This is a genomic window from Micromonospora sp. NPDC005173 (genome assembly GCF_040608515.1).
GTDB lineage: Bacteria > Actinomycetota > Actinomycetes > Mycobacteriales > Micromonosporaceae > Micromonospora.
Genome location: NZ_JBEXIK010000008.1, coordinates 21,455 through 34,315 on the forward strand (window position 1 = coordinate 21,455; position 12,861 = coordinate 34,315).

Below are 12,861 nucleotides of genomic sequence, written 5' to 3' on the forward strand. Positions count from 1 at the left end.
TCGTAGTGGCGGGCCGGTCGGTCCGCCCCACCCGGACAAGGATGGATCATGACGACGAGCACCCCGATCATCACACCGTTCACCCATGACTCCACCGCCATGGACGTGATCCAGGGCGTGGACCTCGGCGGGCGGCGGGCGATCGTCACCGGCGGGTCGTCGGGCATCGGCGTGGAGACCGCCCGCGCCCTGGCCAGCGCCGGCGCGCAGGTCACCCTGGCCGTCCGCAACACCGACGCCGGGCAGCGCGTCGCCGACGACATCACCGCCACGACCGGCAACGACCGGATCCTGGTCGCCCCGCTCGACCTCGCCGACCAGGACTCGGTCGCCGACTTCGTGGCCAACTGGGACGGCCCGGTGCACATCCTGGTCGACAACGCCGGCATCATGGCCGCGCCGCTGAGCCGGACCTCCCAGGGCTGGGAGATGCAGTTCGCCACCAACCACCTGGGGCACTTCGCGCTCGCCACCGGACTGCGCCCGGCGCTGGCCGCCGCCGACGGGGCCCGGATCGTCTCGGTCAGCTCCGCCGCGCACCTGCGCTCGCCGGTGGTCTTCGAGGACATCCAGTACGACCGCCGGGCGTACGAGCCGTGGCAGGCGTACGGGCAGTCCAAGACGGCCAACGTGCTCTTCGCCGTCGAGGCGACCCGGCGCTGGGCCGACGACGGCATCGTGGCCAACTCGCTGATGCCCGGGGCGATCCGGACCAACCTCCAGCGCTATGTCAGCGACGAGGAACTCGACCGGTTGCGCGCGGGCAACGCGGCGGCCTGGAAGACCCCCGAGCAGGGTGCCGCCACCTCGGTGCTGGTCGCCGCGTCGCCGCTGCTCGACGGGGTCGGCGGGCGGTACTTCGAGGACAGCCAGGAGGCCGGCCCGGCCAAGCCCGGCGATCGTCGCGGCGTCGCGGAGTACGCGCTGGACCCGGAGGCCGCCGAGCGGCTCTGGGAGGTCTCGACCCAGCTGCTCAAGGGCTGAGCCCTCCGGCGCCGGCCCGGTTCCGACCTGGCCGGCGCCCGCCCATTACGAACGACGAAAGGGCGCCCCGGTCGACGACCGGGGCGCCCTTTCGGTTGGCTCGGAATCAGGCCAGGCCCAGCTCCGACTCGAAGTTGCCGGCCTCCAGCCGCTCCTTGACCGCGGCCAGGAAGCGGGCCGCGTCGGCGCCGTCGATCAGCCGGTGGTCGTAGGACAGGGCCAGGTAGACCATCGACCGGACCGCCACGACCTCGCCCAGATCCGGGTCGTTGACCACGACCGGCCGCTTGACCACGGCACCGGTGCCGAGCATCGCCGACTGCGGCGACGGCACGATCGGGGTGTCGAAGAGAGCGCCCCGGCTGCCCGTGTTGGTCAGCGTGAAGGTCGCCCCGGCGATCTCGTCCGGGCTGATCTTGTTGGTCCGGGTCCGCTCGGCCAGGTCCGCGACCCGCTTGGCGATGCCGCCCAGGTTGAGGTCGCCGGCGTTGTGGATGACTGGAACCAGCAGACCCCGCTCGGTGTCCACGGCGATGCCGAGGTGCTCCGCCTCCGGGTAGGTGATCGTGCCGCCCGCCAGGTCCATCCGGGCGTTGACGATCGGGTACGTCTGCAGCGCCTCGACGGCGGCGAGAGCGAAGAACGGCAGGAAGGACAGCTTCACGCCGTGCCGCTGCTGGAAGGAGTCCTTCGCCTGCGTCCGCAGCTTGGCGATCCGGGTGACGTCCACCTCGATCACCGTGGTGAGCTGCGCCATCTCGTGCAGCGACTCCTGCATCCGCGTGGCGATGGCCTTACGGATCCGGGTGAGCTTCTCCGTGGTGCCCCGCTTGCCGCTCGGCTGCGGCTTCGCGACCGGCTTGGCCGGGGCCGCAGCGGCGGCGGCCGGCTGCGGCGCGGCGGGAGCGGCCTTGGCCGCCTTCGCCTTCTCGGCCGCCTCCAGCACGTCCTGCTTGCGGATCCGACCACCCACGCCGGTGCCGTTGAGCGAGGACAGGTCGACGCCGTGCTCGCTGGCCAGCTTGCGCACCAGCGGAGTGACGTAACCGGCGGCCTCCTCGCCGCCACCCTGCGCCGGAGCGGACGGGCGCTGCGGCGTCGGGGTCGGCGCGGACGGCTGCGCGGCCTGCTCGGCCTTCGCCGGCTGCGCCGAGGTCTCGGCCGCCGCGGCCGGCTCGTTGTACGACGTGCCGGGGGTCGGCTCCTCGACCTTCGGCTCGGCCTTGGGCGCCGGCTTGGCCTCCGCCTGGGGCTCGGGCTTCGGCTCCGGCTTCGCCGGCGCGGGGGCCGCACCGGCAACGCCGATGATCGCCAGGTCGGCGCCGACCGCCGCGGTCTCGTCCTCGGGGACCTTGATCTCCAGCACCGTGCCGGCGACCGGCGACGGGATCTCCGTGTCCACCTTGTCGGTGGAGACCTCCAGCAGCGGCTCGTCCACCTCGATGGTGTCGCCGACCTGCTTGAGCCAGCGGGTGACCGTACCCTCGGTGACGCTCTCGCCCAGGGCCGGCATCTTCACCGCGGTGCCCTCGCCCGAAGGCGCGGCGGCCGGAGCCGGCGCCTCGTCCTGGGCCACCTCGGCGGCGGTGCCCTCGGCGGCGGCCGTCGGCTCGGCGGCCGGCTCGGCCGGGGCCTGCTGCTGCTGCTCCTGCGGGGCGGCCTCGCCGCCACCCGCCGACTCGCCCTCACCGGCGATGACGGCCAGCTCGCTGCCGACCTCGGCGGTCTCGTCCTCGCCGACCACGATGCGGCTCAGCACGCCCGCCGCAGGCGACGGGATCTCGGTGTCGACCTTGTCGGTCGAGACCTCGAGCAGGGGCTCGTCGACCTCGACCGTGTCGCCCTCCTGCTTGAGCCAGCGAGTGACGGTGCCCTCGGTGACGCTCTCGCCGAGCCGGGGCATGGTGACCGATACCGGCATTTTCTGAGACTCCTTCATTCCCCTGGTGGGATCTTCGCCCGTCGCCGGACGCCGCGGGTTGTCGTGGTCAGGCGTGCGCGTGCAGCGGCTTGCCGGCGAGGGCCAGGTGCGCCTCGCCCAGGGCCTCGTTCTGGGTCGGGTGGGCGTGCACGAGCTGGGCGACCTCGGCCGGGTAGGCCTCCCAGTTGTAGATGAGCTGCGCCTCGCCGACCAGCTCACCCACCCGGGCGCCGACCATGTGCACGCCGACCACCGGGCCGTCGTCCACCCGGACCAGCTTCACGAAGCCGGCGGTCTTGAGGATCTGGCTCTTGCCGTTGCCACCCAGGTTGTAGTTGTACGTCTTCACCTTGTCGGCGCCGTACTGCTCCTTGGCCTTCGCCTCGGTCAGGCCGACCGACGCCAGCTCCGGGTCGGAGTAGGTGACCCGCGGGATGCCGACCTCGTCGATCACGGCCGGGGTCTGGCCGGCGATCTCCTCGGCGACGAAGATGCCCTGCTGGAAGCCGCGGTGCGCGAGCTGGAGGCCGGGCACGATGTCGCCGACCGCGTAGACGTTCGGCACGCTGGTGCGCAGCCGCTCGTCGGTCAGCACGTAGCCGCGGTCCATCTTGACGCCCTGCTCCTCGTACCCGAGGTTGGCGGTGTTCGGGCCGCGACCGACGGCGACGAGCAGCAGCTCGGCCTCGACGGTCTCGCCGCCCTGGATGGTCAGCTTGACGCCGTTCTCGGTCTTCTCGACCTTCTCGAACGGCTTGCCGACCTTGAAGTTGATCTTCCGCTTGCGGAACGCCCGCTCCAGCGCCTTCGACGACTCCTCGTCCTCGGCGGCCACCAGGCGGGGCAGCGCCTCGACGATCGTCACGTCCACCCCGAAGGACTTCCACACGCTGGCGAACTCGACGCCGATCACACCGCCACCGAGCACGATCGCGGAGGCGGGGATCCGGTCCAGAACCAGGGCGTGGTCACTGGTCAGGATCCGCTCGCCGTCGACCTCCAGGCCGGGCAGGCTCTTGGCGTACGAGCCGGAGGCCAGCACCACGTTGCGGCCGGTGTAGCGCTTGCCGTCCACCTCGACGGTGTTCGGCGCGACCAGCGTGCCGCGCCCCTCGACGATGGTGATCGACTTGTTGCCCTTGAGCATGCCCTGCAGGCCCTTGTACAGGCGGGAGACCACCCCGTCCTTGTACGCGTTGACCCCGGCCATGTCGATCCCGACCAGCTCGGCCTTCACACCGAACTGCTCCGACTCGCGGGTCTGGTCGGCGATCTCCGCCGCGTGCAGCAGCGCCTTGGTCGGAATGCAGCCGTTGTGCAGGCAGGTGCCGCCGAGCTTGCCCTTCTCGACCAGGGCGACCGTCAGGCCCAGTTGGACGGCACGCAGGGCGGTCGCGTAGCCGCCGCTGCCACCTCCGAGGATGACGATGTCGAAGGTTGCGTCGTTCGGCTCGCTCACGTCCAACTCCCAGGTCGCGTCACTGCATCGGGGGTCACAGAGGTGTAACAGGGACACACCCCACCTCGGTCATCTTGTCACCACTGGGCACAGGGTGCGTACCGAGGTGCCCAACGACACGTCGGTGACACGTACCCTTGGCACCGTTATCGATGACAAACGTGGGGGAGAGGTCCGGTGGGATTGTTCCGCCGCCGTAAACAGGCGCGTGTGTCGAGCCACGACCGCGCGGCCGATCGTGGCGACCTCGACCATCTGGAGAACTTTGTCCGGAGCCGGCGCGGCGTCGAGGCGTTCATCGAGCCGCGGACGACGGTGACCGAGACCACGGTCATCCTGATCGCCGACGACGGGGAGTGGACCCGCCGGCGCGTCGACGGCCCGGACGGCGCCCGGCGCTTCGCGTACCGGATGGGCATCCCGGTGTACGACGTCCGGCTGATGGGCTACCCGCAGCGCATGCGCGACTTCAACGAGCGCCGCAAGCGCCGCCCCGAGCGGTACTGAACGCGACCGGGGCGCCCCCGTGTTGGGGCGCCCCGGTCGTCGTCGGTCTTCTGACGGTCAGCCGTTGACGGCGACGTCCTCGACCAGCTGCACCAGGGTGCGGACCGGCACGCCGGTGCCGCCCTTGGTCCAGTAGCCGGTCGGCTCGCCGGAGTGGTAGCCCGGCCCGGCGATGTCGATGTGCGCCCACGCCACGTCGTCGGTCACGAACTCGCGCAGGAACACGCCGCCCTGCAGCATGTGACCGGCCCGGTCCATCCCGGCGTTGACCTGCGAGATGTCCGCCACGTCGGAGTCCATGCCCTTGCGCACGTCGTCCGGCAGCGGCATCGGCCAGGCCGGCTCGCCGACCGCGTCGCCGACCGTCCGGACCCGCTCGCACAGCTCGGGGGTGCCCATCACGCCGGCCATCCGCTTGCCGAGCGCGATGACCTGGCCGCCGGTCAGGGTGGAGGTCTCGAACAGGTAGTCGGTGCCGTCCTCGCAGGCGCGGGCGATCGCGTCGGCCAGGATCATCCGGCCCTCGGCGTCGGTGTTGAGCACCTCCACCTTCTTGCCGCTGTACATGCTGATCACGTCGCCCGGCCGGTAGCTGGTGCCCGACGGCATGTTCTCCGCCATCGGCAGGTAGGCGCTGACCGCCACCGCCGGCTTGAGCCCGGCGATCGCCAGCATGGCGGCGCCCACCGCGGCGGCGCCCGCCATGTCGGACTTCATCTCCCACATGCCCTGCGCCGGCTTGATCGAGATGCCGCCGGTGTCGAACGTGATCCCCTTGCCGACCAGCGCGACCCGCTTGCCGTTGCCGCCATCCTGCGGGGTGTAGGTCAGCTTCACCAGCCGCGGCGGAGCCTCCGAACCCTGCCCGACCGCGACGATGCCGCCGTACCCGCCAGCGACCAGCGCCGCCTCGTCCAGCACCTCGACGCCGAGGCCGGCGGCACGGGCGGCGTCGGCCACGGCGTCGGCGAACGACGGCGGGCGCAGCTCGTTCGGCGCGGTGTTCACCCAGTCCCGGCTGAGCCGGACCGCGCCGGCCACCACCTGCGCCCGGCTGATCTCGGCCTGGGCGCCCTCGTCACCGGCGTCCGGCACCGCGACCAGCACCTCGGCCACCGGCTCCCGCCGGGCCGGCTGCGGCCGGGTCTTGTAGCCGGCGAACCGGTACCCGCCGAGCAGCGCGCCCTCCGCGACCGCGCGCAGGGCGGCCGGCGCGTCGGCGTCGTCCGGCAGCGGCATGGCCAGGGCCACCTTCGGTGCGCCGGCCAGAGCCCGGATCGCCGCACCGGTCGCCCGGCGCAGCGTCTCCGGTGCCGGGGCGGCACCCGAGGGCTCCGGGCCGAGCCCGACCGCGACGACCACCGGGGCGGTGACCGTGCCCAGCGTGGCCAGCTTGATCACCTCGCCCGGGCCACCGGTCGCGCCGAGCAGCGCCAGGGTCTCGGTCAGCTTGCCGTCGAACGCGGCGGCGATGCTTTCCGCGCCGCTGGCGAGCAGCAGGGTGCCGGTGCGGCCGCTGGTGGCGTCCTGCTCTCCGGTCTGGCTGTGCACGCCGATCACGATCGCGTCGACGGCGAGTTCCGCCGGGTCGGTGTCGACCAGGCTCAGGGTGGTGGTGCGGGGTGATGTCACTGAAGCTACTCCGGGCGGGCCGGGCCGGCCGCGTCGTCGCGTACCGGCGATGAAGGTCTCCGGCGGAACCTACCCGCCGGACGTCAGGGCTGTCCCGTCGATGGCGCTGACAGGGTCCCGCCGATGCTAACCAGCGGCGTTGCCCCCGGTAAGTTGCCACCCATGACCGACGTGACCTCCTCCGCCGCCGAGACCCGGCTGCGCCGTTCCCCGCTGCACGAGCGGCACACCGCTCTCGGCGCCAAGTTCGCCCCCTTCGGGGGCTGGGAGATGCCGCTGGAGTACGCCGGCGGCGGGGTGCTCAAGGAGCACGCCGCAGTGCGTACGGCGGTGGGGGTCTTCGACGTGTCGCACCTGGGCAAGGCCCGGGTGAGCGGCCCCGGCGCGGCCGAGTTCGTCAACGCCTGCCTCAGCAACGACCTGGGCCGGATCGGTCCGGGTCGGGCGCAGTACACGCTCTGCTGCGACGACGCGACCGGCGGCGTGGTGGACGACATCATCGCCTACCTGTACGCCGACGACCACGTCTTCCTCATCCCGAACGCCGCGAACACCGCCGAGGTCGTGCGCCGGCTGCGCGCCGCCGCGCCGAAGCAGATCACCGTCACCGACGAGCACCAGGCGTACGCGGTGCTGGCCGTGCAGGGCCCGCGCTCGGCAGAGCTGCTGGCCGCCCTCGGCCTGCCCACCGAGCACGGCTACATGAGCTTCTCCGCCGCCAGCCTGGCCGGGGTGGAGCTGACGGTCTGCCGCACCGGCTACACCGGCGAGCTGGGCTACGAGCTGGTGGTGCCGGCGGAGCACGCGGTCCCGGTCTGGGATGCGCTCTTCGCCGCCGGCGAGAGCTTCGAGCTGCGTGCCTGCGGGTTGGCCGCCCGGGACACGCTGCGTACCGAGATGGGCTACCCGCTGCACGGGCAGGACCTGTCCCTGGAGATCACCCCGGTGCAGGCCCGCTCCGGGTGGGCGGTTGGCTGGGACAAGCCGGCCTTCTGGGGCCGCGACGCCCTGCTCGCCGAGAAGGCCGCCGGCCCTCGCCGTACGCTGCGCGGCCTGGTGGCCGTCGACCGGGCCATTCCGCGGCCCGGGATGACCCTGCACGTCGGCGACGCGCAGGTCGGCACGGTGACCAGCGGCACCTTCTCACCGACCCGCAAGCAGGGCATCGCGCTGGCCCTGCTGGACACCGACGCCAAGCTCGCCGACGGCGACCTCGTCGAGATCGAGATCCGCGGCCGCCGGGCCCCCATGCAGGTGACCCGCCCCCCGTTCGTCAACCCCTCAGTCAAATAACCGCTGCCCCACCTCTGGCCCCGGGAGGGATCAGGGGGTGGGGGTCGGGGGTTCGCCGGAGTCGAGGACGGCCTGGGTCCAGCCGCCCTCGATGACGCCGGTGGCGTCCAGCACCGCCCAGTCGACCACGTCGGTCGCCTCCACCACGACCGGGACGCCGATTCGCACCGAGGGGTCGGTGGCCGCGTCGCTGGCGCTGACGCCCACGATCCGCTCCGGGGCTTCCCACGACGTGACGCCCGCCCAGACGTACTCCGGACCGTCGTCACCGGGCAGGCCGTACTTGACCACCAGCTGTGACTCCGCCGGCAGGTGACCGGCGACGAACCGGGTCCGGGCGTCGCCCAGCGCGGCCCGGGCAGTGGCGACCGCCCGGCTCATCGCGTCGCCGGAGCGCGCGTAGCGCACGTCCGGCTGGATCCCGGCGAACAGCGTCGCGCAGGCGGCCGCGTAGTAGCGCCCGTCCGGACCGGGATGCCCGGGCGGCGGGCGCAGGCTGAGGAACGAGTCGGCCTCCGGGTCGGTCGCCGGGTCCAACTCAAGGCGCAGCAGCACCGGGGCGGTCGCCCCGTGCTGGTCCGGGTTGCCGTACGCCACCGCGATGTCATGCCCGGTCACCGTGGCCAGCACCGGCAACTGCACGAACGCCGGCACCTCCTCGCCGTTGAGCCCGTCGGTCCAGTCCCGCAGCAGCCGTCGCGCCGCCCCGGTCATCACCGCGCCCCAGGCCCGGGTGAGGTGGTCGGGCACCCCCTGGGTCTGCAACTCCAGCAGCCCGAAGCGGCGCAGCCCCTTGGTGGTGAACCACAGACCCTCCACATCCGAGGAGTACGGCACCAGCACCCAGTCCACCAACCGGATCCGGCCCTGCTCATCGGGGAGCGAGCGCAGCGCGGTCGCCGGGTCGAGGAACTGCAGGCCGAAGACGTCCACCACGTCGCCGTCGACGGATTCCGCCACGGCAGCCGCGACCGCGCGGGCCGCCCACTCGTGCGCGGGCGGCCAGCCGGGCCGGTACTCGGCCTGCACCACCACCAGGTGACTCGCCGCGGCGAGCCGCGCCAGTTGCGCCTCGGTGGCGCCGAACGCGGTGAGCAGGTCCGGTGGTAGCTCGGGGAACTCCGCGATCGGCCGGGTGTCCACGCTCATCAGCGGGCTGTCCAGCATCTGCCGGGCCAACCCGTGCACCGGCTCGGCCAGCCGGCCGGTCAGCGCCGCCACAGCGGTCTTCGCGCTGACCTTCGGTAGCCCCGCCATCGGCACCAGGTAGGTCGCGCTGAGCGACTCCGGGACCGGTACGGGCAGGAAGTCGTCCGTGATGAGCATTCTTTGTCCCCCGGTGGCCGCGCCGGTGCTGTCGAGGCGAACGCTACCCGGCCCGCCTCGACGGGTTCAGCCGGACAGCACCAGACCGACGTAGACCAGCGTGGTGACCACCTCGACGGTCGCGCCGAGCACGTCGCCGGTGATCCCGCCGAGCCGGCGTACCACGTGGGTGAGCAGCGGCACCGCGACGGCGAGTGCGACCGCGACGGCCAGCGGCCCCTGCCAGGGCCGGTCCGGCACCGCCGGCACCGCCAGCAGCACGACGGCGACCGCGCCGGCGGCCAGCGCGGCCGGGCCGACCGTCCCGGCCACCATGGCGCCCAGCCCGTCCGGCCGGGCAGCCGGCACGCCCCGCCGGCAGGCCACCGTCACGCCCAGCCGCCCGGCGGCGGTCGCCGCGACCACCGCCGCGAGGCAGGCCGGCCAGGACCGCCCGGCCAGCTCGGCGAGTGCCGCCGCCTGCACCAGCAGGACGACCACCAGGGCGACCACCCCGAACGGGCCGACGTCCGGCTTCTTCATGATCTCCAGCGCGGCCGCGCCCCGCCGGTACGAGCCGAGCGCGTCCACGGTGTCGGCCAGCCCGTCCAGGTGCAGCCCTCGGGTGAGCAGGGCTGCGGCGCCCACGGTCACACCGGCGGCCACCAGCGGGGGAGCGAGCGCGCCGGCCAGCAGCAGTACGCCAGCCAGCAGTACGCCGAGCAGCGCGCCGACCGCCGGGGCGAGCGCCATCGCGGTGCCGGCCACCGGGCGGTCGATCCGCCCGGCCCGTACCGGCAGGGTGGTGAACGTGGTGACCGCCAGCCGGGCCCCCGCGACGAGCCGCGAGTCAGCCGGCACGCCAGCCCGACGCCGGCTGCTCGTCCGCCCCGGTGCTGGCCGGGCCCGGTCCGTCCGGCTCCGGCTCGATGAACTCCGGATCGGTGTACTCCCGGTCGGCGTACTCCGGATCGGTGTACTCCGGCTCCTCGGGGGCCGGCTCCGGCTCTCCGCCGCCGAGCGACGGGTGGACCGGCAGCGCAGCGGCCAGCGCCAGCACCGAACGCAGCAGCGGGAGCGCGACCAGTGCGTTCGCCCCCTCGCCGAGGTCCAGCCGCAGGTCGAGCAGCGGGGTGAGGCCGAGCACGTCGGCGGCCAGCCGCACCGCCGGGTGCCCGCCGTGGTCGGCGAGCAGGCACCAGTGCCGCGCCTGCCCGGCCAGATCGCGGCTGACCATGCCGGCGGCCAGCCCGACCGGCCCGTCCAGCAGCACCGGCACCCGGCGGGCGGTGGCGCCCAGCAGCACGCCGGTGGCCACGGCCACGTCGCCGCCGCCCAGCTCGGCCAGCACGTCCTTGGCGGTACGCGGCGAGCGACGGGTGCGGTGCAGCGCGTCGCGTACCGCCGCGCAGCGGATCATCCAGGCCGCGTCGTCGATCTCGCCGGAGTCGGTGATTACCCGGCTGAGCACGGCCTGCGGCTCCGCGCCCGCGGTGGCCGCCAGCACCGCCGCGGCGGCCGCCTCGGTGCCAGCGCCGCACGCGCCCAGCACGAGCAGCTGTACGCCGGCGTCGGCGGCCTGCTCGGCCAACCTCCAGCCGTAGCGCAGCGCCGACTCCACCTGCTCCGGCGCGAGCGCCGGCTGGTCCTCCATCGGCGCTGCGGCCGGAGTGTCCACCACCTGCAGGCTGGCACCGCTCTCGGCGGCCAGCCGGGCCAACGCGCCCAGGCCGGCGCGGGCCTGCGCGGCCCGGCGTGCCGAATCGCCGGCGACGGTGCCGGCGGACGCCCCGCCAGCGTGGTCGCCGTGCAACAGCAGCACCCGCACCGAGCCCCAGGCGACCGGGGTCGAGGTGCCCTGGGTGGCGGCGGCGAAGCCGACCACCCGGTCCAGCACACCCAGCCCGGCACCGGGAACGTCCAGCGTGGCCAGCCGGTCCACCGCCTGTGGGCCGGTGTACTCGTCGGGCATCGGCAGCTCCATGCCCGGCTGGATGACCAGCCCGGTGGCCACCATCGGCAGCGCCATGGTGGGCGCGGCCCAGGGGTTGCCCGGCTCCTGGTTGGGGGCGACCGGCGGCGCGTGGGTCAGCACGTCCGGAAGCTGCACCTCGGGGGTCGGCTCGGTGTCGGCCAGGCTGACGACGACCGGCGCGGAGACGACCGCCCGGGAGCCGGCCGGCTCGGTCACGGTCGCGGCGCTCGCGGGCTCGGCACCTCCGGTGCTCGCGGGCGCGACGGCCGGCTTCAGCCAGGCCGGCTGACCGGCGACCACCAGCACCACCGCGTCGCAGGCGTCGGCGACCGCGCGGTTGGCCGCGCCGAGCGCGTCGGTGAACGCCCGGCCCAGCGGTGTGGTCGGCACCAGTGACAGCCCCACCTCGGGGCTGACCAGCACCACCCGCGCCGAGCAGGTGCGGATCGCCTCGGCCAGCTCGGCGATCGTCGCCACGTCGTCGGCGGGCTGATGATCCGGGTCGAGCAGCACCGTCACCCAGCCGCCCAGGTCGTCCACCAGCAGCGTCTCGTTGGGCTGTGCGGACGCGAGCACGTCGGCCAGACGCCGTGGCTCGGCCGCCGTCTCCTCGGTGGTCCAGCTGCCCGGCCGCCGGGCGCGGTGCGCGGCGAGCCGGGTCGCCCACTCGGTGTCGTCCGGGTCACCCTCGGGCGCGGTGGCGAGGTAGCGGACCACCGGTGCGTCGGTGACCAGGGACTCGGCGAACTCGGACTTGCCGGACCGGATACCGCCGAGCACCAGGACCGTGTTCCACCCGTCTACGGACATGCCCGTACCTTAAGGCCGCCCGGCGTCCCGCTGCCTGCCGGCCCGGCGCTCGCGGTTGATCAGTCGCAGTGTTCGAACCCGCTGCCGTAGCTGACCCCGCCGGTGGCGCCACCCCATTTCACACACTTCCCGGCGGCGCTGGCCCGCACCGGCCCGGCGTAGTAGTCGAAGGACCCGCTGTCGGTGCTGCGGGCCCGTCCCTGGACCTCCAGGTACGCCGACGCCGCCGACGGCGTGCCGACCGCGGTGTCCTTGAGGGTGACCACGCAGTTGTTGCCGTTGCCCGAGTGGTAGAGCAGGTAGACCCGCCCCCGGCGGCGGCCGTCACCGCCGGTCAGCGTCGCCGAGTCGATCACCTGGTAGCCGCTGCCGCACGCCTGCGCCGCCGTGTACGGGTTGGGCCGGCCCGCCGGGCTGCCGCTGGACGTCGGCTGGCCGCTGGCCCCCCCGGTCGGCGTGGTCCCCGGCGCGGTGGTGCGTGGGGCCGGGGCACCGCTGCCCGGCGCGCCGGGCTGGCCGCTGGCGCCGGTCGGTGCGGCGGTCGCGGTCCGGCTGGCGCCCGGCGTGCCGCTGGGCAGGGGCCCCGGGCTGGTCGCGTCCCCGCTTGGCAGCGGGACCTCCGCGGCCGACACCGATTCGCCGGCCAGTGCCGGCGGACCGTCTGTTCCACCAGGGTCGGAGCCGGGCCGCAGTGCCGCCACGGCCCCGGCGACCAGCGCGACGAGGACGACCGCACCGACCCCGACCAGCAGTGGCCCGCGCCGCCTGGCCGACCCGGTCCGGAACGGGTCCTCCCGGGTCTGCCCGGTCCCCACCGGTTCGGTCCCGAAGGCCGCTCGGGGCCGCGGGTCCGTGGGCGGGGCCGATGGCGTCGGCGCGGGGGTCGGGACGGCCTGCGGGGTGGGTCCCAGGACGGGCGGTGGGGTGGGGCTCGGGACGGGCGGCGCGACGGCCGGCGGGGTGGGGCTCGGGGCG

9 protein-coding genes are annotated in these 12,861 nt (G+C 74.1%); 3 read left to right on the forward strand and 6 right to left on the reverse strand.

Features of this window, described 5'->3' with window-relative positions:
• The first annotated feature begins 48 nt into the window (after positions 1-48).
• Positions 49-984, forward strand: a complete 936-nt coding sequence (locus tag ABZV00_RS12145; protein ID WP_355604829.1) for an SDR family NAD(P)-dependent oxidoreductase — start codon at positions 49-51, stop codon at positions 982-984.
• Positions 985-1,090: 106 nt separating this feature from the next.
• Here the strand turns inward: ABZV00_RS12145 and sucB are convergent, their stop codons facing one another.
• Both sucB and lpdA read right to left on the reverse strand, forming a co-directional pair.
• Positions 1,091-2,905, reverse strand: coding sequence for a 2-oxoglutarate dehydrogenase, E2 component, dihydrolipoamide succinyltransferase (gene sucB, locus ABZV00_RS12150; RefSeq protein ID WP_355604832.1), 1,815 nt, complete (start codon positions 2,903-2,905; stop codon positions 1,091-1,093).
• Between the two features lie 67 nt (positions 2,906-2,972).
• Positions 2,973-4,364: a dihydrolipoyl dehydrogenase gene (lpdA, locus tag ABZV00_RS12155; RefSeq protein WP_328418981.1), complete on the reverse strand. Its 1,392-nt coding sequence runs from the start codon at positions 4,362-4,364 to the stop codon at positions 2,973-2,975.
• 177 nt (positions 4,365-4,541) lie between these two features.
• Between lpdA and ABZV00_RS12160 the strand changes: the two genes are divergently transcribed.
• Positions 4,542-4,871 (forward strand): hypothetical protein, encoded by a 330-nt coding sequence (locus ABZV00_RS12160; RefSeq protein ID WP_328418980.1) that lies wholly within the window; start codon positions 4,542-4,544, stop codon positions 4,869-4,871.
• A 57-nt stretch (positions 4,872-4,928) separates the two neighbouring features.
• On the opposite strand, the gene ABZV00_RS12165 is transcribed toward ABZV00_RS12160, so the two are convergent.
• The gene (locus ABZV00_RS12165; protein ID WP_355604837.1) at positions 4,929-6,503 is read right to left on the reverse strand and encodes a leucyl aminopeptidase; all 1,575 of its coding nucleotides are present in this window, start codon (positions 6,501-6,503) and stop codon (positions 4,929-4,931) included.
• Positions 6,504-6,665: 162 nt separating this feature from the next.
• Here ABZV00_RS12165 and gcvT point away from each other — a divergent pair, with 162 nt between their 5' ends.
• Positions 6,666-7,796 (forward strand): glycine cleavage system aminomethyltransferase GcvT, encoded by a 1,131-nt coding sequence (gene gcvT, locus ABZV00_RS12170; protein ID WP_355604839.1) that lies wholly within the window; start codon positions 6,666-6,668, stop codon positions 7,794-7,796.
• Positions 7,797-7,826: 30 nt separating this feature from the next.
• On the opposite strand, the gene ABZV00_RS12175 is transcribed toward gcvT, so the two are convergent.
• From ABZV00_RS12175 to ABZV00_RS12185, 3 genes are all read right to left on the reverse strand, one after another.
• On the reverse strand, positions 7,827-9,122 hold the full coding sequence (locus tag ABZV00_RS12175; RefSeq protein WP_355604842.1) for a DUF2314 domain-containing protein: 1,296 nt from the start codon (positions 9,120-9,122) through the stop codon (positions 7,827-7,829).
• Positions 9,123-9,188: 66 nt separating this feature from the next.
• The gene (locus ABZV00_RS12180; RefSeq protein WP_355604844.1) at positions 9,189-9,962 is read right to left on the reverse strand and encodes an adenosylcobinamide-GDP ribazoletransferase; all 774 of its coding nucleotides are present in this window, start codon (positions 9,960-9,962) and stop codon (positions 9,189-9,191) included.
• The gene (locus ABZV00_RS12185; protein ID WP_355604846.1) at positions 9,952-11,886 is read right to left on the reverse strand and encodes a bifunctional adenosylcobinamide kinase/adenosylcobinamide-phosphate guanylyltransferase; all 1,935 of its coding nucleotides are present in this window, start codon (positions 11,884-11,886) and stop codon (positions 9,952-9,954) included. Before ABZV00_RS12185 ends, ABZV00_RS12180 begins: the two co-directional genes overlap by 11 nt.
• Between the last annotated feature and the right edge of the window lie 975 nt (positions 11,887-12,861).